This is a genomic window from Acidimicrobiia bacterium, from assembly GCA_016650365.1.
GTDB lineage: Bacteria > Actinomycetota > Acidimicrobiia > Spongiisociales > JAENVV01 > JAENVV01.
The window spans coordinates 1-16,199 of record JAENVV010000058.1; the positions used below are offsets into that span (position 1 = coordinate 1).

Genomic DNA, 16,199 nt, shown 5'->3' on the forward strand with positions numbered 1-16,199 from the left:
ATCAGCCTGCTCAGTGTGCAGGGCCCCCGGTCCCGGGAGCTTCTCTCTCGCATCTCCGACGCCGACCTGTCGAACGATGCGTTCCCGTACTTCACGGCCCAGCAGATCGACCTGCAATACGCCCTGGGGTGGGCATTCCGGATGAGTTTTGTCGGTGAGTTGGGGTGGGAACTCTATGTGCCTGCCGAGTTCGCCCTGACGGTGTATGACGCCCTGGTGGCGGCCGGTACCGATCTGGGTCTGGTCAACGCCGGAATGGAAACTCTGGAGAGCACGCGAACGGAGGCTGGCCGCAAGGACTACGGGCTTGATATGGAAAACACCGACTCGCCGCTCGAAGCCGGCCTCGGGTTTGCGGTCGACTTCGAGAAACCCGGTGGCTTCGTAGGTCGCGACCGCCTACTTCGCGACCGAGAAACCGGCCTGAGACGACGCCTTGTTCAGTTCAAACTCGATGATCCGGAGCCTCTCCTGCACGGCGAGGAACCCATTTTCCGTGACGGCGACCGAGTCGGCTACCTTCGGTCGGGCAACTACGGTCACACCCTCGGAGGGGCCATGGGGTTCGGCTACGTCGAGCATGCCGATGGCGTCAACCGGGAGTATCTCCTTGATGCCGGCTACGAGTTGCAGGTAGCCGGAGAGATGATTCCCGCCCGGGCTTCGTTGCGCCCCATGTACGACCCGGCGGGTGACCGGGTCCGGATGTAGTCGGCGGTCTGGTCCGCGCCGGGTCCTATGGGCGGATGAGCGCACGGACCGCACCTTTCGAGGTTGGGAGTTCGATCGGAATCACCCACTGGTCGACCCTGGACGACAGTTTGACCGACGGCCCGCGGCATGGCAGTATCTCGTTGTGTTCATCTAGAGCGGTTGAGGGACAGGCCCTTAGAAACCGCGGCAACCGACGAGTCATCGCACGGTGCCAATGCCTGACGATGAGGTCTCCACAGCGGCCACCCCGCTTGAGGCGCTCAGAGCGCAACGAGTTGAGGAGATTGGTTACGCAGATGATTTTCGAGTTCAGTTCCTACCCCATGATGTGCCGTTGCATGCTTCGCTCTTGAGCGGTTCGGTCTGAGACCCGACACCACCGTTCAAGAGGCTTCTCCGGTGTCAGGCATCGCAACTATCACAAAGGACAACAATATGACAACAAACATCACCAGCCATTTGAATGACGTCGACATCGAATCAGTCGGCGGACTGATCCAGTCAGTCCAGGCCGACCCTCAGCGAGGTCATACCACCTGGGCGGCGACCGTCGAGTGGAAGGGTGGATTCCGATCCGAGGCACGGGTTCGGGATTTCCACCCCGTCCAATCCGATGAGCCGGCCGGGCTCGGGGGAACCGATACTGCCGCCAATCCGGTGGAACAGCTGCTGTCGGCCTTCGGTAATTGCCTGGCAGTAGGCTATGCCGCCAACGCATCAGCTGCCGGAGTTGAGATCACCAATCTCCGGATCGAACTGGACGGCGATCTCGACCTGCACACGTTCCTGGGCCTCGCCGACGATGGTCATGCCGGGTTCAAAGGTATCAACGCCCGGGTTCATCTCGAGCTGGATGCCGATCCAGACCAGATCGCGGCGCTGCACCGCAAGGTGATCGGGACGTCTCCGGTGGGTCACACTCTCAGCCGGGCCATTCCGCTGGAAGTGACGCTGGTTTAGCGTTCGGGCTGGCCCGGTTACCCCAGGTGACCGGGCCAGCTGCCGGACTCGCTCCAGATTTGTTTTGAGAGACGTTGGAGGCGATGTGATCGAACGCAACTATGGGTTCAACACCCGGTCGATTCACGCCGGTCAACCGCCCGACCCTGAGACCGGGGCTCGCGCCATGCCCATTTATGCCACCACGTCGTTCGTGTTCGACGATCCCCAGCAGGCTGCTGACCTGTTTGCGCTCCAGACCTACGGCAACATCTATACCCGGATTGGGAATCCGACCACGGCCGCATTTGAAGAACGAATAGCGTCTCTTGAGGGCGGGATCGGTGCTCTGGCCACTGCTTCGGGCATGTCGGCGCAGCTCATCTCGATATTGACACTGTGCCAACAGGGCGACTCCATCGTTTCGTCGAAGTCGCTCTATGGCGGCACGTTTACACAATTCGATGTGACGCTCCGGCGGATGGGAATCGACGTTACGTTTGTCGATGTCTCAGACGAACAGGCGTTGCGTGAGGCGATTGGCCAGACAACAAAACTGGTGTACGCCGAGACGATCGGCAATCCTCGGGGTGACATCGTTGACATTGCCAGGGTCTCAGAGGTTGCCCACGAACACGGTCTCCCTCTCATCGTCGACAACACCTTCGCCACTCCCTACCTGTGCCGGCCGATCGAGCATGGCGCAGACATCGTCGTCCACTCGGCGACCAAGTTCATCGGTGGACATGGGACCGTGATTGCCGGTTGTATCGTTGAGTCGGGTCGGTTTCCGTTCGACAACGGTAACTTCCCGGTGATTACCGAGCCGTCACGGGCCTACCATGACCTGCGGTTTTGGGAGAACTTCCGGGAGTACGCCTATCTGACGAAGGCCCGGGTTGAGTTGCTTCGTGATATCGGGGCGTCGCTTTCTCCGTTCAATGCTTTTCAGATCCTTATCGGTCTGGAGACACTGTCGCTGCGGATGGACCGACACGTTTCAAATGCCAAAGCGGTTGCGGAGTATCTGCACGCTCATCCGGCTGTCGCCTGGGTGGCTTTTCCGATTTTTGAGGACAACCCGTGGACCGAACTGGCCAAGCGGTATCTGCCCAAAGGGCCCGGGGCGGTCTTTACGTTCGGTCTGAAGGATGGCTTTGAGGCGGGAGTGTCCTTCATAAAGCGCGTCGAGCTTGCCAGCCATCTCGCCAACGTCGGTGACGCCAAAACACTCGTCATTCACCCGGCGTCGACCACCCACCAGCAGGTGCCAACCGAGGAACGAGCCGGTATGGGCATCGGCGAAGACACCATCCGAATTTCGGTTGGGCTTGAGGATGTCGAGGACATCATTGCCGACCTCGAACAAGCCCTGAGGAGCGACCGATGACGCTGGTTGATGCCTCGAGTCATGATCGTCTTCGTATCTTGCGGACCGCCAGGTCGGTTGCCCTGGTTGGGGTCTCGGCCAACTCGCTGCGCTCGTCGAATTTCGTAGCCTCCTACCTCGTGCGGACTCCGTATCGGGTTTATGCCGTCAACCCGGCGTATGAGGAGGTGCTCGGCCAGAAGTGTTACCCGTCGCTGGCCTCGTTGCCGGAGGTGCCCGACGTGGTCGACGTGTTTCGCAAACGGGATGACCTGCCAGCCGTCGTCGATGAAGCCATCGCGGTAGGTGCCAGGGTGGTTTGGTTCCAACTCGGCCTACGCCATGATGAGGCCGCTCAGAAGGCCGTCGACGCCGGACTCGAGGTCGTCCAGGATCGGTGTTTCAAGATCGAGCACGCCCGATTTGCCGGCAGTCTGCACCTGGGTGGGTTCGACACGGGCGTGATCTCCAGCAAACGCCGCCGGCCCATCTGATTAGCCTGATTTGGTGATAGTTGGCCTGATAGCGAATCCTGCCTCCTCAAAAGACATCCGGCGACTGACCGGCCTGGCCCGGGTCGTCGACGTCGAGGAGAAGGCCAACCTCGTAGCTCGATTCCTCGTCGGGATCGCAGCCGAGTCGGGGGTCGAGGTGTTGGCCGTCGACGATCAGGCCGGTTTGGTTCGACGGGCGGTTCGGTTGGCGGGCGACCGGGGAGCCCCGGTCGGTTATCTCGACCTGGCGGTCGAAGGCAGCGAAGCGGATACGAGACTTGGTGCGGCCATGCTCCAAGCGTCGGGTGCCCGGGCGTTGGTGACGGTCGGTGGGGATGGTACGGTCCGGGCCGCGGCGGAGGGTTGGCCGGAGGCACCCCTGATACCTGTGGCGGCCGGCACCAACAATGCGTTCGCGCTGACCGAAGAACCAACGGTGATCGGCCTGGCCACCGCGCTGGCCGTGGCCGGTGATGGACGGGCCTTTGTTCCGACCACCGCTATCGCGGTACAGACCACCCGGGGTGATGCGGTAGCCGTGATTGACGCGGTCGTCGTGCGAGACCACTGGGTGGGGGCGGGTGCCATCGTAGGCCCCGATCAACTGGTCGAAGCCTTTGTCACGTCTTCGCGGCGGACTGCGGTGGGGATTGCTTCGATCAGCGCAGCGTTGGGACCGCTGGCCGGGGGCTATGCCCGACGGATTACGTTTGGGGGTTCGGCTGTCGTTCGAGCCGTGTTCGGACCGGGGGTCGTGCTGGACATTCCGGTGGCGGATTTTCATGACCTACCACGCGGATCGGAGGCGCGACTGCTGGAATCCGCCGGCCTGGTCGCCCTTGACGGTGAACGACGATTGCCCGCCGCCGGCGGTCTGGTGAGCGTAATCGCCGGACCGCGGGTACTCGATCTCGAAATGGCGTTATCAACCGGTTGAATCGACGTCACGTCTGCGGCCGGCGGCGTACCTTTAGGACGTTGAAGGGCACGGCGTCGCTAACCGGCCCACTGGGAATCCGATAGAGGAGGTACCCGATGGATATCCCCAAGGCACATCTGGTCGACATGTACGAGACGATGGTGCGGATCCGGCGATTCGAGGAACGGATCCGGGAGTTGTACTTCGCAGACAAGCTTCCCGCTTTTGATATCGCCGCCGGTCTGATCCCTGGCGAGATGCATCTTGCCGCCGGCCAAGAACCGGTAGCCGTAGGGATGCGACCCCATCTCCATCCGGGCGACGCCATCACGGCCACCCATCGACCCCACCATGTGGCCATCGCCCAGGGGGTGGATCTCAACAAGATGGCCGCCGAGATCTTCGGTCGGGAAACCGGGTTGGGGCACGGCAAGGGTGGGCATATGCACCTGTTCTCGGTGGAACCGAACTTCGGTTGTTCGGGGATCATCGGAGAGGGTATGCCAGTAGCGGTCGGAGCCGCCATGGCCTTCAAAGCCCGCGGCACCGGCAATATTGCCCTGTCGTACTTCGGTGAAGGAGCCGCCAACCAGGGGGCATTCCACGAATCGCTAAACCTGGCGGCCCTATGGAAGCTACCGGTCGTATTCATCTGCGAAGACAACGCCTACGCCATTTCGGTTCCCAAGGCGTCATCGACGGCCATTCCCGATAACAGTGATCGGGCCTCTGCCTACGGCATCCCCGGCGTCCTCGTTCCCGAGAACGATCCGGTGGCCGTGTACGAGGTAATGGGGGCCGCCATGGACCGAGCCCGGCGGGGCGACGGCCCGAGCCTCATCGAGATCAAAACCGACCGTCTGTGGGGCCATTTCGAAGGAGACGCCGACGCGTATCGATCAGATGAATTCAAAGAGGACATGAACGACCGCGACCCGTTGGTGGCGTTCGGCAAGCGACTCGTCGAGGAGGGCGTCCTGTCCGAAGCGGAGCAGGCGGCCATCAAAGAAAAGGAATACGCCACGGTCGAGGCGGCCATCGCCTTTGCGTTGGCCAGTCCCTATCCGGCCCCCGAAGCCGCCCTCAATCACGTTTTTGCATAGAAAGGACGAGTGACATGACAACGATGACTGATCGAAAACTGACTATGCAAAAAGCGATCGCAGAGGGGATCGCCCAGGAAATGGCGGTCGACCCGAGCGTGTTCGTCATGGGCGAAGACGTCGGCGTGTACGGCGGCATCTTCGGCGCAACCGAAGGCCTGCTCGACAAGTTCGGGCCGGAACGGGTTATCGACACGCCCATCTCCGAGACAGGCTTCATCGGGGCGGCGGTCGGGGCGGCCATCAACGGTATGCGGCCGATCGTGGAGTTGATGTTCGTCGACTTCTTTGGCGTATGCATGGATCAGATCTACAACAACATGGCCAAAATCCACTACTTCAGTGGCGGCAACATCAAGGTGCCGGCTGTGCTAACCACCGCGGTGGGCGGCGGCTATTCGGATGCGGGGCAGCACTCCCAGACCCTGTGGGGCCTGTTTGCGCATCTACCCGGTCTCAAGGTGGTGGTTCCGTCGAGTGCCTACGACGCCAAGGGGCTGATGATCTCGGCCATCCGGGACGACAACCCTGTCATGTATATGTTCCACAAGGGTGCTCTCGGCTTGGGGTGGATGGTCAACAATCCACACGCAACCGGACCGGTTCCCGAGGAGTCGTACACGGTGCCGATCGGAAAGGCCCGGGTGGCTCGCGAAGGTACCGACGTGACGATCGTCACGGTCGGTCTGTCGGTGCATAAGGCTCTCGACGCCGCCGCCCTCCTCGAGGCGGATGGTGTCTCAGCCGAAATCATCGACTTGCGGTCCCTCGTCCCTCTCGACCGGGAGGCGATCGTGGCGAGCGTTCAGAAGACCCATCGTCTACTGGTCGTCGACGAGGACTATCAGAGCTTCGGCATGAGCGGTGAAGTCATCACGACGGCCGTGCAAGGAGCGTTCGACTATCTCGATGCCCCACCGGTGCGGGTGGCTACGCCCGATATTCCGATCCCGTACAGCCACCCTCTGGAAACCTGGACGTTGCCGTCGGTTGATCGGATTGTCGCCGCAGTCACCGAAATGGTGTCGGGCTGATCCATGGCCGTCGATGTCCTGATGCCGGTGATCACCGAGGCCGGCGAGGAAGCCGTCATTACGGCCTGGTTCGTCGACGAGGGCCAGGCGTGTACCAGCGGGCAACTTATCGCCGAAGTGCAGGCCGAGAAGGTTGCCTCGGAGGTCCTGGCAACAGCTGACGGTTATGTCGTGAACCGGGTCGCCATTGGCGACCCGGTTCCACAAGATGGTGCCATCTGCCAGATAGTCGACACGGTCCCGGCGGCGTCGACCGAAGCGGTAACCGCCCCGGTCGCATCGTCGAACCTGGCTCCCCCGATCAAGGCGTCGCCTGCTGCCAAGCGACTGGCTCGCGAACTCGGCGTTGAACTGGACGGGGTGGCCGGGTCCGGTCCCGAGGGACGGATCACCGAGGGTGACGTCCGGGGGTTGGCCGTTGGAGCGGGAGGATTCACCGGTCTCCGGGCGGTGATTGCCCGCAACATGCGTCACAGTCACACGTCGACCGCGCCGGTGGCCTTGTTCACAACGGTTGACTTTGGAACTGTCGCTCCGAGCAGTATCACTGCCCGGGTGGTGAAGGCGGCCGCGACGGTTTTGGCGGACCATCCTCAACTCAACGGGACGAGGAACGGCGACGCTTTTGCATCGGCAGACCGGGCCAATGTGGCCGTGGCGATCCAGACCGATGAAGGTCTGGTGGCTCCGGTCGTGGCGGACCCGGCCGCCCAATCGATCGAGGCTCTGGCTGAGACGATTCGCGGCCTGGCAGATCGTGCGGCGAGCAGGACGCTGGACGCCACCGATTACGAGGGTGGCACGTTTACCGTGACCAACCTGGGCAGCTACGGGATTGACGGTTTCACTCCCATCATCAACTTGCCCCAGGTGGCCATTCTGGGCGTTGGTGCGGTGCGAACGGTTCCGGCCTTCGAAGCGGGCGGTGGCGTGGTGGCCGGCCATCAGATGGTGTTGTCGCTCACCTTCGATCATGCCTTCGTTGATGGCGCCCCGGCCGCTGCCTTTCTTCGGGACGTGGCCCGGGTGCTGGTGGAATCGAGTCGGTAGATCATCGTGTCGGGTCTTCGCAAATCATCGCGAGAAGTTGTTCGCGTTGTTCGCGTTTGTCTGGTGGCGGGGCCGCCGAATCCGTGTAAAGTGCCACCGACTGCGGACACGTACGGAACGGACTTTTGGTGGCGTCACCAGACCAGCCCTTAACAACCCGAACCTCAGGACTTCCTTCTCCGGTTAGAGCTCTTCTTGTTGTAGCTCTTCTGTATGCATTCCTGGTCGGTGTCAAGATGCTCGAGTCAGGCATCAAGGGCATCGGTTCTGACTACACGGATCCGTTGTTCGCCAGCGTATCCAATCCGCTCGCTGGCCTGTTCGTCGGGATTCTCGCCACCGTCCTGGTGCAGTCGTCGTCGGTGACAACCTCAACGATTGTCGGTCTCGTTGCCAGCGGCGTGGTGGGCGTCGAAGCTGCGGTGCCCATGATCATGGGTGCCAACATCGGTACGACGGTTACCAACACGCTCGTGTCGTTAACGAATGCTCGCCGCACCGAGCAATTCCGATTGGCGTTTGCGGCCGCCACGATGCACGACTTCTTCAATATCATTGTCGTGGTCATTCTGCTGCCGTTGGAGATCATGACCGGCTTCCTCCATAAGGCGGCGTCCCGGATCTCCGGCCTGTTCGTCGAAGGTAACCTTGGCGGGTCGTTCGATAGTCCGATCAAGGCAACCGTAAGTTGGCTCGCCAAGATCGCTTCCAACGGAATCGAAGCCCTTATTGGCAGCGAGGCGGCTGCGGCAGTCGTGCTCATTGCAGCGGCGATCGCCGTCATTTTCATCACGTTGACGTTCATCACCAAGAACATGCGGACGCTGGTAGCCCACCGGATCGAAGCGTCGCTCAATGCGGTGCTGGCAAAATCCGGGACGATCGGGATCATCGTTGGAATGGTGGTCACCATTGCTGTTCAATCCTCGAGTATCACGACCTCGATCCTGATCCCGTTGGTGGCTTCCGGGCTCCTCCTCGTCCGAAATGCCTACCCGATCACCCTCGGCGCCAATATCGGGACGACTATCACGGCGCTGCTCGCCGCTCTGGCGGCCGGGTCCGTGGATGGACTGACGATCGCGTTCACCCATACCTTGTTCAACGTCATTGGCATCTTGCTGATTTACCCGTGGCCGAAGATTCGGTACCTCCCGGTTCTCCTGGCCGAGGGCTTGGAGAACCTGGCTGTGAAGAGAAAATCGCTGGCACTCATATATACCTTTGGTGTGTTCGTTCTCGTTCCCTTCCTCGGTATTGTTGTTTTTACATAGGAGATAAACCATGGTGATGGCATTCTTTCGCGGACGCGGCGAATCGACCCTCGATGAGGTCAAAGGAACCCTGGTCAGCATGCTCGGGGATGGCCGGACCGTCTTCGACGCGGCGACCGGCGCCGTCTTTGGCGGAGGTAAGAGCAAAGAGACGAAGCAGACAGTGCGATCGACTGACCAGGAGATCAACACGGCTCAGCAGAGAGTCCGTCGTTCTCTCATGATGCACTCGGCGGTCACGGCGGCTGATCTACCTGCCGTCCTCGCCTATATGAGCATCGTCAAAGATGCCGAACGGATCGGCGATTATGCCAAGAACATGTACGACCTTGCGAGGTACGGTGCCAACTTCGAACTCGCCGACGATCACGATGAACTTCTGTCGTATCGTGATGCGGTCGGGCAATTGATCGACGATGCCGCGGCGACGTTTGCGACCCAGGACGAAGCTCAGGCTCAGAAGCTCATAGACAAAGCAGATCGCTTCCTGTTGGATTACGACCAGAAGATCAAAGCCGCCTTCCGGTCCGAAGGCACCGCAGATCAGGCTGTTGCCCGGGCGCTCTACTACCGGTACCTCAAGCGGATCACGGCGCACATCATGAATATGTTGACGGCGATTGTCATGCCGATCGAGCGTCTCGATTACTACGACGAGGCTCCCGAAGACCGCTAGTCACAAGACTCTCTATCGGGCCTGCTTTGGACTGGCGGCCTTCCAGGCATCACGGATCTTGGTCTTCGAGGTCCTGAGCATGCTGCCACGGTATATCCGGCCGGCCAACCTCATGAGTAGGTAGGCGGTCACGATACAAAGCCCGATCGCCAGGGCGTACTGCCAACCGGTACGTTTCCGCCGGCCGCCCGCACCGGCATGACCATCGGCGCCGAAATCGGGAAGATTGATGCAACCGTCGACAACGTCGACTCGGGGTCCTCGCTGGCGGCCAATGCAATGAAGTAGCCGGGGAGAAGCCCCAACATCGGGATCCACGACACCGACTGAACGTCCTCCTGGCGAGTGACCAGAGACCCTGCGGCGGCGAACAGAACGCTGTACATCGCGTATCCGAGTAGGAACCACAGGATAAGCGACCCGATCATCGGCCCGGTCCAGGTCCCCAGACCGGGAATCGCCTCAGCGCCGATTAATCTTGTTAGCGCGAGCAAAGAGCCGCCTAGAACCGAGAGTTGGAGCAGACCGAGCGCGCCAATCCCGATCACTTTCCCGGTCAGCAACTGCATCGGGCGAACCCTGGCGAGAACCACCTCGGCGACACGGCTCGACTTCTCCTCCATGACTCCCAGCAGCACGAACTGTCCTGATAGCACGACTGCCATGAACAGGACGATCACGCCAAGGTAGGCGAGACCTTCCCGAGCGGCGGCATCGTCCTCGGGTGGCTTCAGAACCACTGTCCTCGGCAGGGTGGGAGCCAGCAACGACCGCGCCTCTTCGTCCGTGAGGCCCAGTTTCGTGATGGCGTTCTGTTGGGCCGTGGCTTGGACGGCGCCTACCACAATGGCATTCAGAGCCGGACTTTCGGAACGTTGCCAGACGGTCTCGTCGCCGTCGAGCAACACATCCAGATCACCATCAGACAGCATGGTCTCACCTTCGGAACGCGTTGAGACGGGCACCACCTTGATGTCGATTCCGAGGGCGCTAGCGGAGCCTGCCAGCGCAACTGCATAGGGTGGCTGGCCGATTAGGCCCACCGCCTGGGCGGCGTTGGCAGCCTCGATTTGCGATGCCATAAGCGGGCCGAGTCCGAGTATCAGCATGGCCATGATCACCATCGAGATGAGGAAGACCCGGCTACGGATTCGCTGGGTGAAGTCTCGACGAGCGACGAGGAAGACGTTCTGGACGCTATGCATGGTTCACCGCAGAACGGAACAGGTCAGACAGGTGGGGAGGGCCGTAGCTGAACTGCGAAACAGACCCGGAACGTTCTGCGTCGGCCTTGACCTGCTCCATCGTCATGTGGTGGCCGACGATGAAGCTGCCGCCTCGAACGCTTCGGCTGGCAGGAACGTATTCGGGGGAGTCGGGAGTCCACGGGTGTCCATCGACGGTCACTTCGACGCGTATATGGTCCGACTGCGACCTCAGCTTCTCGACATTGCCGGCCAGTACCACGCGGCCCTGGTTGATGATGACGACGTCCTCGCAGATATCCTCGACGAGATCGAGCTGATGGCTCGAAAACAGAATCCCCGTCCCGGAGCCGGCGAGCTCCCCAAGCAGGTCAGCCATGGTTTCGACTCCGAGCGGATCGAGGCCGGCAAAGGGTTCGTCGAGAATCAGCAATCTGGGATGACCGACCACCGCAACGGCCAATTGCATGCGTTGCTGGTTGCCGTGGGAGAGTTCGTCGACTTTGGAACCCGCCCGGTCAGCCAGCCCAAGGCGGCTCAGCCAGTAGCCGGCTTGCTCGTTGGCGTCACTCGGGCTGAGTCCTGCCAGACGACCAAAGTAGACGAGTTGGTCGTTGAGACGCATCTTCGGGTACATCCCGCGTTCTTCCGGCATGTACCCGAATGAGAGCCGATCTGCCTCGTCCACTGGTCGGCCGTCCCAGGTAACGGTTCCTTCGTCGGGTTGGGCCAAACCGAACACGCACCGCATGGCCGTGGTCTTGCCTGCCCCGTTCGGTCCGAGGAATCCGACGATCCGCCCGGCCGGTGCCTCGAAGGTTGCTTGGTCGAGCGCAACAACATTGCCGTACCGTTTGGTAAGGCCAACGAAAGACAACATGGAGTCGACCGTATCGGACGGGGTGTTGGACCGGTAGAGCATAAAGCCGCTTTCAACCAGGTAATTCATCGGATTACCGGTGCAGGTGGTCGAATTCAGAGAAGAGTGATGAACCGGCTGGGGGCCCGATCAGCGGCTGATCTCGAACCGTTCCTCGATAGCTACGAGGTTGCTCTCCGGGCCGGACGAACCTCAGCTGCCCGTGTCCAAGACGGTCGGTCCGCCGATTCCCTCGTCACCATCATTGGGCTCAAGGGTGATCCAAATGCGCGGAAAGTCGCGGCGCGAAACACCTGCGAACGATTTGATCGTACCTCCGGCCCGGAACGTACCTGCCGAGACGTGCCGACCGTCGGGCGCCGTCATCCAGATCTCGTAGAACTCGTCATTGGCGGCCGGCGCGAGCCCGTCTATCGAGAACACCATCCTGGTTCCAGAGGCGGTATTCCAGCCAGCGACGGTGGCTACGGCAGATACCCCGTCGGTGGCAGGCAGTGCTATCTCCCAGTCGGGCTGGCGACTCTCGATCAGCGCGCCCGAGCCGGCGATGACCACGATTAGCGCTGCGGCGACGCCGAACATCCAGATCGGCTTCCGTTTTCCTTGTGATGCGGGGGCGGCCCCCTGTAGGGCAGCGACGACCTGGTCTTCGAGTCCAGGCGATGGGGCGATCCACATGGCGTCGGTGGCGAGCTGGTTGACGAGATGATCAAGGTCGTCGATTCGACTGTGGCACCAGGTACAGCCGGCAAGGTGGGCATCGGTGTCGGAATCGAGATCGACGGCGAGGTAGCGTCCTTGGAATTCGTCACAGGTCATGCTGTTTCCTCACGCAAGTGGCTCAGAACCTCCGCGAGACGCCGGTGGGCCCGATGAGATCTGGATTTGACGGTTCCGATCGGGATTCCGAGCTCCGCGGCGGTTTCGACCATAGTCAGCTGGCGATAATGTGTCGTTTCGATGATCGCGCGCTCTTCCTTCGGGAGCTTGTCCAAGGCTGCCCTGACTTCCCAGGCTTCCCACATCCCTTCGAAGCTTGGCGGCATAACCGCCAGATCTCGATCGAGTTCCGAAGACACATGCCGGCGTTCTCGCCGGTACAGGTCGACCGATACGCGCCGCGCAATCGTGTAGAGCCAGGGAGCGATTCCTCTGGTCGCGTCGAACCGATCGGCTGCCTGCCAGGCTTTCATGAAGGTCAATTGCACTGCTTCCTCTGCCAATGATCGGTCACCGAGCGCTCCGTAGGCGACGGTAAAGACTGCTCGCGAATAGGCGCGATACAAAACCCGAACTGATTCGGGGTCGCCCCGCTGAAAGCGGCGGATGAGATTCGTGTCATTCAATGCTCTGAACAGTACGCATCCGGTCGCGGTTCGGTTCTTTTCCGACGCAGCGAGCACCTCCGGCGGGGCGTTCCTCCGGGACCCATCAAGAAGGGTCCCGGAGGTCGGGGTCGATCAGCCTTGCATGGCTTGGCCGTCGACGCCGATGACGTACCAGACGTCGCCGACGCCTTGGCCGTTCGTGTCGCCGGGGGCGGTGTCGTTGGCGAAGTAGTAAAGGGGCCATCCGCCGTAGGTGGCCTGGGTGGTGTTGTCGGTGCGGGTGGTTTCGCCGGTCAACGATCCGTCGATGCCGGTTCCCGGATCGGCGGGTGAGTGAAAGACCGGCCAGTTCTCTTCGCAGCCTCCGTAGCAGGTGCTTTCGCCCTGGTTGTCCGGGAGAAAGATATAGAGAGTGTTGCCGTCCTGGTCGGCCAGGATCGGCCCGAATACCGAATCCACCAGGGAGAGCCCGTTTTCGGCCGTTGCCCCAGTAGTCGTTGGGATGGGCGCCGGTGTTGTCGTGGTCGCCTGCGTGGTTGGTGCCGTGTCCGGCGCCCCGGTGGAATCGGAGCTACTCGTGCCTGACCCGCATGATGCGATCAGCACGGCCAGGGCAATGATCATGATGAACTGTCTCAACGTATGGTCCTCTCGCCGATCCCGCCGGGTGCGGGCATCTTCGGAGACCAGTACGGGAGGCCACGCTAAATGGTTCGCGCAATCCCGACCGCGCCGCGAGAGACACGTTGACCGATCGGTGTGGTACTCCTGCGGTGGCCTCAGCCGGAGAGGCGCGGAAAGAAACGGGGCCGCCTTTGAGCAGCCCCGTTTCGGTTCGTCAGCTGTTCGTATTAGTCCTGTGTGTATGGCCTCGACAGCCGGACACCCTGCCGGAGTGACACCGCGGTACCAATGACGAAGGCGAGGGTCATTGCCACGATCGGGCCGGCCGGTACCGACATGAGCATTCCGGTCACCCGGTTGCCCACGATCGAGGTGATCAAGAACACGGCCAGGCCGACGCCGATTCCTGTCGTCCCGAATAGCGATTCAGGTAGCTCCGGCGACTACCGCTATCTTTAGTTGGACATGAGCTCTATCAAGCCCCCAAGACCCATCGCGAATCGACTGAACGAGTCTCCAGAGACATCGATCGAATCCACCGTGAGCACTCACCGGCGACGGTCGTTTGAGAGACTCGGCGCCTCCAGTCGAGCGCATTTGGTGGCGTTGTTGATCCGGCTGCGGATAACCGAATGAGGTCTATCGGACGTTCGGTGATCGGTATGGTCGTTCTTGCAATGCTCGCTGGGGCGTGTGGTGGCCAGCCGGCTCAAGAGACCTCTCCGACGATTCAAGTAGACGTTTCGCCCAGCGAGGGGTCAACCGGTGCGCCCTTGGCGATCGTGGTGAATTCACCTGGCACGCTGGTTCCCGGTGAGGTGAGGCTGCTCCTGGCGCTCATTGATCAGGACGGAAGTCAGATTGCCGGCCCCGATGTACCAGCCCAGGTTCAGCTCCTCAGTCCGGATACCGGCCAGGTCGTGAGTACGGTTGCAGCTGGATTCGTATGGACGGTGCCAGACGCCCGCGGGCTATATGTGGCACATCTGGATATTCCTGAGCCAGGAGTCTGGGGGGTGGTGGTCGTCGCTGACGGCTATGAACCGTCCGACCCGTCCGGGGTGCAGATCTTCGACGACCCGGTAATTCCGGTGCCAGGCGTGGCTGCCCCTCGTTCCGTGACACCCACAGGCGTGGAGTTCGACCTTGCGGAGATCTCGTCCGATCCGACCCCGAACCCCCGGTTCTACGAGTCGTCCCTCGACGCAGTCCTCGGAGGAGGTATCCCGGTAGTCGTCGTATTCGCTACACCGGCCCTGTGCACTTCGGCTGCCTGTGGTCCGATGCTCGACGTCGTCGACGAGGTGGCGGCTGACTTCAAAGACGTAGCGTTTGTTCATGTGGAGGTCTATACCAATCTCGATGCCCAGACCGGTGATCTTGAACTGGCTCCCGCCATCTTGGAATGGGGCCTCCCTTCCGAACCCTGGGTTTTCGTAATGGATGGCGAGGGGGTTGTTTCATCGGCTTTCGAAGGAGCGATCAACGCGGACGAGTTGGTTGCTGCGATTGAGGGGGCGGGTTGACCCGAATAGCCGTCCTGGTGCTGGCGGCGGTGTTGCTCGTCGCGTGCGGCGACAACGGTGGCACCTCCGTGCTTGGTGTTGTTGTCGATTATCAAGGGGACCTCGTGACGGTTGACTCGTTTACGCTCCTCACCGCCGATGGGGACGAGTTCGAGTTCGTTCCCGCGGCCGACGGAGACTTCTCGTTCCCCCTGCCTCATTTGCGGGAGCACTTGGCAACCGGTGACCCGATCTCGGTTCGGTATGTGGAGGATGGGGAGCGTCACGTGGCGGTGGCGGTCGACGATGCTTGAGTGGTGAGCGAGGGCGATGACGCACCGGTGATGTGAGCCTCACCGAGTCGACGCTTAGTAGGGTGATTTCATGGGCGATGTGCAGTTTCAGGTTGATCGGTCGATGTTTCTTTTGCGGGTTGCCGCGCTGGCCTGGCACGACGGACGAATCCTGTTGCACCGGTCGCTACCGGACGGGTTCTGGGCCCTTCCCGGAGGCCGAGTGAATGTTGGTGAAGATGTCCTGTCCGCCATCGAACGCGAGATCTTCGAGGAGTCGGGATTCACGGTCAAGGCGCGTCGCCTGGCATTGGTTATCGAGAACTTCTGGACCGGCCCGAAGTGGCCGAACCCAGATCCGGTCACCTGTCACGAAATTGGCTTCTACATCGACGTCGAACCGTCCCCGAACATGTGCCGGCTCGACTCGTTTGATGGCATCGAAGGTGGTCAGCCTTTGGAGTTCCGGTGGTTCGACCTGTCGGAAGTCGCCACGTTGGACCTCCGCCCCGCCATTCTAAAGAAGAAGCTCACGGCGACCAGCGGGCCGGTGATCCACCTGGTCACGCGCGACTAACGATGGATGACGAAGCTGTCTGTGAACGCCGTGGTAACGCCGACAAACCGCATTTCAAGGACTTTAGGAGTTGCCGTTATCTCCACATAGCCATGGCCAGGGTCGGGTACCCCCGGACCGAGGAAGGCGGCAAAATAGGGCGCTTCCGAATCGTTGGCATCGACCGGATACAGGCTGGTCTTGCCGGTTAGCCCTGCTACGACAAACACCGTACC

General features: G+C 61.3%; 21 protein-coding genes and 1 riboswitch. Of the genes, 15 read left to right on the forward strand and 6 right to left on the reverse strand.

Going from position 1 to position 16,199, the window contains the following annotated elements; all coding sequences use genetic code 11:
- The first annotated feature begins 15 nt into the window (after window positions 1-15).
- The 11 genes from JJE47_03595 to JJE47_03645 all read left to right on the forward strand — a co-directional run bounded on the left by JJE47_03595 (window position 16) and on the right by JJE47_03645 (window position 9,572).
- Complete coding sequence (locus JJE47_03595) at window positions 16-711, forward strand: aminomethyltransferase family protein (protein ID MBK5266493.1); 696 nt, start codon at window positions 16-18, stop codon at window positions 709-711.
- A 146-nt stretch (window positions 712-857) separates the two neighbouring features.
- A riboswitch (SAM riboswitch) is annotated at window positions 858-945 on the forward strand.
- Window positions 929-1,081 (forward strand): hypothetical protein, encoded by a 153-nt coding sequence (locus JJE47_03600; GenBank protein MBK5266494.1) that lies wholly within the window; start codon window positions 929-931, stop codon window positions 1,079-1,081. Its footprint overlaps the riboswitch before it by 17 nt.
- Before the next feature lie 68 nt (window positions 1,082-1,149).
- Complete coding sequence (locus JJE47_03605; GenBank protein ID MBK5266495.1) at window positions 1,150-1,674, forward strand: OsmC family protein; 525 nt, start codon at window positions 1,150-1,152, stop codon at window positions 1,672-1,674.
- A gap of 85 nt (window positions 1,675-1,759) precedes the next feature.
- Complete coding sequence (locus JJE47_03610; protein ID MBK5266496.1) at window positions 1,760-3,043, forward strand: O-acetylhomoserine aminocarboxypropyltransferase/cysteine synthase; 1,284 nt, start codon at window positions 1,760-1,762, stop codon at window positions 3,041-3,043.
- On the forward strand, window positions 3,040-3,516 hold the full coding sequence (locus tag JJE47_03615; protein ID MBK5266497.1) for a CoA-binding protein: 477 nt from the start codon (window positions 3,040-3,042) through the stop codon (window positions 3,514-3,516). The genes JJE47_03610 and JJE47_03615 overlap by 4 nt, the downstream gene beginning before the upstream one ends.
- 13 nt (window positions 3,517-3,529) lie before the next feature.
- On the forward strand, window positions 3,530-4,453 hold the full coding sequence (locus JJE47_03620; protein MBK5266498.1) for an NAD(+)/NADH kinase: 924 nt from the start codon (window positions 3,530-3,532) through the stop codon (window positions 4,451-4,453).
- 98 nt (window positions 4,454-4,551) lie between these two features.
- Window positions 4,552-5,538 (forward strand): thiamine pyrophosphate-dependent dehydrogenase E1 component subunit alpha, encoded by a 987-nt coding sequence (locus JJE47_03625; protein MBK5266499.1) that lies wholly within the window; start codon window positions 4,552-4,554, stop codon window positions 5,536-5,538.
- Between the two features lie 14 nt (window positions 5,539-5,552).
- Window positions 5,553-6,572 (forward strand): alpha-ketoacid dehydrogenase subunit beta, encoded by a 1,020-nt coding sequence (locus tag JJE47_03630; GenBank protein ID MBK5266500.1) that lies wholly within the window; start codon window positions 5,553-5,555, stop codon window positions 6,570-6,572.
- A 3-nt stretch (window positions 6,573-6,575) separates the two neighbouring features.
- Entirely contained in the window at window positions 6,576-7,622 is a 1,047-nt protein-coding gene (locus JJE47_03635) for a 2-oxo acid dehydrogenase subunit E2 (GenBank protein ID MBK5266501.1), read from the forward strand.
- Between the two features lie 236 nt (window positions 7,623-7,858).
- A complete protein-coding gene (locus JJE47_03640; GenBank protein ID MBK5266502.1) occupies window positions 7,859-8,896 on the forward strand; it encodes a Na/Pi symporter in 1,038 nt (345 codons plus the stop codon).
- A 10-nt stretch (window positions 8,897-8,906) separates the two neighbouring features.
- On the forward strand, window positions 8,907-9,572 hold the full coding sequence (locus JJE47_03645; protein MBK5266503.1) for a hypothetical protein: 666 nt from the start codon (window positions 8,907-8,909) through the stop codon (window positions 9,570-9,572).
- Between the two features lie 128 nt (window positions 9,573-9,700).
- On the opposite strand, the gene JJE47_03650 is transcribed toward JJE47_03645, so the two are convergent.
- From JJE47_03650 to JJE47_03670, 5 genes are all read right to left on the reverse strand, one after another.
- On the reverse strand, window positions 9,701-10,777 hold the full coding sequence (locus JJE47_03650) for an ABC transporter permease (protein MBK5266504.1): 1,077 nt from the start codon (window positions 10,775-10,777) through the stop codon (window positions 9,701-9,703).
- On the reverse strand, window positions 10,770-11,657 hold the full coding sequence (locus JJE47_03655; GenBank protein ID MBK5266505.1) for an ATP-binding cassette domain-containing protein: 888 nt from the start codon (window positions 11,655-11,657) through the stop codon (window positions 10,770-10,772). The genes JJE47_03650 and JJE47_03655 overlap by 8 nt, the downstream gene beginning before the upstream one ends.
- 192 nt (window positions 11,658-11,849) lie before the next feature.
- Complete coding sequence (locus tag JJE47_03660) at window positions 11,850-12,476, reverse strand: anti-sigma factor (GenBank protein ID MBK5266506.1); 627 nt, start codon at window positions 12,474-12,476, stop codon at window positions 11,850-11,852.
- A complete protein-coding gene (locus JJE47_03665) occupies window positions 12,473-13,003 on the reverse strand; it encodes an RNA polymerase sigma factor (protein MBK5266507.1) in 531 nt (176 codons plus the stop codon). The genes JJE47_03660 and JJE47_03665 overlap by 4 nt, the downstream gene beginning before the upstream one ends.
- 114 nt (window positions 13,004-13,117) lie before the next feature.
- Window positions 13,118-13,624, reverse strand: coding sequence for a hypothetical protein (locus JJE47_03670; protein MBK5266508.1), 507 nt, complete (start codon window positions 13,622-13,624; stop codon window positions 13,118-13,120).
- A 273-nt stretch (window positions 13,625-13,897) separates the two neighbouring features.
- Here JJE47_03670 and JJE47_03675 point away from each other — a divergent pair, with 273 nt between their 5' ends.
- The 4 genes from JJE47_03675 (at window position 13,898) to JJE47_03690 (ending at window position 15,984) form a co-directional block, all read left to right on the forward strand.
- Window positions 13,898-14,068, forward strand: coding sequence for a hypothetical protein (locus tag JJE47_03675; protein ID MBK5266509.1), 171 nt, complete (start codon window positions 13,898-13,900; stop codon window positions 14,066-14,068).
- 173 nt (window positions 14,069-14,241) lie between these two features.
- On the forward strand, window positions 14,242-15,135 hold the full coding sequence (locus tag JJE47_03680; protein MBK5266510.1) for a thioredoxin family protein: 894 nt from the start codon (window positions 14,242-14,244) through the stop codon (window positions 15,133-15,135).
- Complete coding sequence (locus tag JJE47_03685; protein MBK5266511.1) at window positions 15,132-15,428, forward strand: hypothetical protein; 297 nt, start codon at window positions 15,132-15,134, stop codon at window positions 15,426-15,428. Before JJE47_03680 ends, JJE47_03685 begins: the two co-directional genes overlap by 4 nt.
- 70 nt (window positions 15,429-15,498) lie before the next feature.
- Window positions 15,499-15,984, forward strand: coding sequence for an NUDIX domain-containing protein (locus tag JJE47_03690; protein MBK5266512.1), 486 nt, complete (start codon window positions 15,499-15,501; stop codon window positions 15,982-15,984).
- On the opposite strand, the gene JJE47_03695 is transcribed toward JJE47_03690, so the two are convergent.
- On the reverse strand, window positions 15,981-16,199 hold a 219-nt coding region (locus tag JJE47_03695), incomplete at its 5' end, for a phosphohydrolase (GenBank protein ID MBK5266513.1). The two genes, JJE47_03690 and JJE47_03695, sit on opposite strands and share 4 nt — an antisense overlap.

What these genes read in the sequence shown, in the direction of transcription:
- JJE47_03600 (MBK5266494.1), top strand. Translation starts at nt 929, where the DNA reads ATGCCTGACGATGAGGTCTCCACAGCGGCCACCCCGCTTGAGGCGCTC.
- JJE47_03605 (MBK5266495.1), top strand. Translation starts at nt 1,150, where the DNA reads ATGACAACAAACATCACCAGCCATTTGAATGACGTCGACATCGAATCA.
- JJE47_03615 (MBK5266497.1), top strand. Translation starts at nt 3,040, where the DNA reads ATGACGCTGGTTGATGCCTCGAGTCATGATCGTCTTCGTATCTTGCGG.
- JJE47_03625 (MBK5266499.1), top strand. Translation starts at nt 4,552, where the DNA reads ATGGATATCCCCAAGGCACATCTGGTCGACATGTACGAGACGATGGTG.
- JJE47_03630 (MBK5266500.1), top strand. Translation starts at nt 5,553, where the DNA reads ATGACAACGATGACTGATCGAAAACTGACTATGCAAAAAGCGATCGCA.
- JJE47_03635 (MBK5266501.1), top strand. Translation starts at nt 6,576, where the DNA reads ATGGCCGTCGATGTCCTGATGCCGGTGATCACCGAGGCCGGCGAGGAA.
- JJE47_03640 (MBK5266502.1), top strand. Translation starts at nt 7,859, where the DNA reads ATGCTCGAGTCAGGCATCAAGGGCATCGGTTCTGACTACACGGATCCG.
- JJE47_03645 (MBK5266503.1), top strand. Translation starts at nt 8,907, where the DNA reads ATGGTGATGGCATTCTTTCGCGGACGCGGCGAATCGACCCTCGATGAG.
- JJE47_03650 (MBK5266504.1), bottom strand. Translation starts at nt 10,777, where the DNA reads ATGCATAGCGTCCAGAACGTCTTCCTCGTCGCTCGTCGAGACTTCACC.
- JJE47_03655 (MBK5266505.1), bottom strand. Translation starts at nt 11,657, where the DNA reads ATGTTGTCTTTCGTTGGCCTTACCAAACGGTACGGCAATGTTGTTGCG.
- JJE47_03660 (MBK5266506.1), bottom strand. Translation starts at nt 12,476, where the DNA reads ATGACCTGTGACGAATTCCAAGGACGCTACCTCGCCGTCGATCTCGAT.
- JJE47_03675 (MBK5266509.1), top strand. Translation starts at nt 13,898, where the DNA reads ATGACGAAGGCGAGGGTCATTGCCACGATCGGGCCGGCCGGTACCGAC.
- JJE47_03680 (MBK5266510.1), top strand. Translation starts at nt 14,242, where the DNA reads ATGAGGTCTATCGGACGTTCGGTGATCGGTATGGTCGTTCTTGCAATG.
- JJE47_03690 (MBK5266512.1), top strand. Translation starts at nt 15,499, where the DNA reads ATGGGCGATGTGCAGTTTCAGGTTGATCGGTCGATGTTTCTTTTGCGG.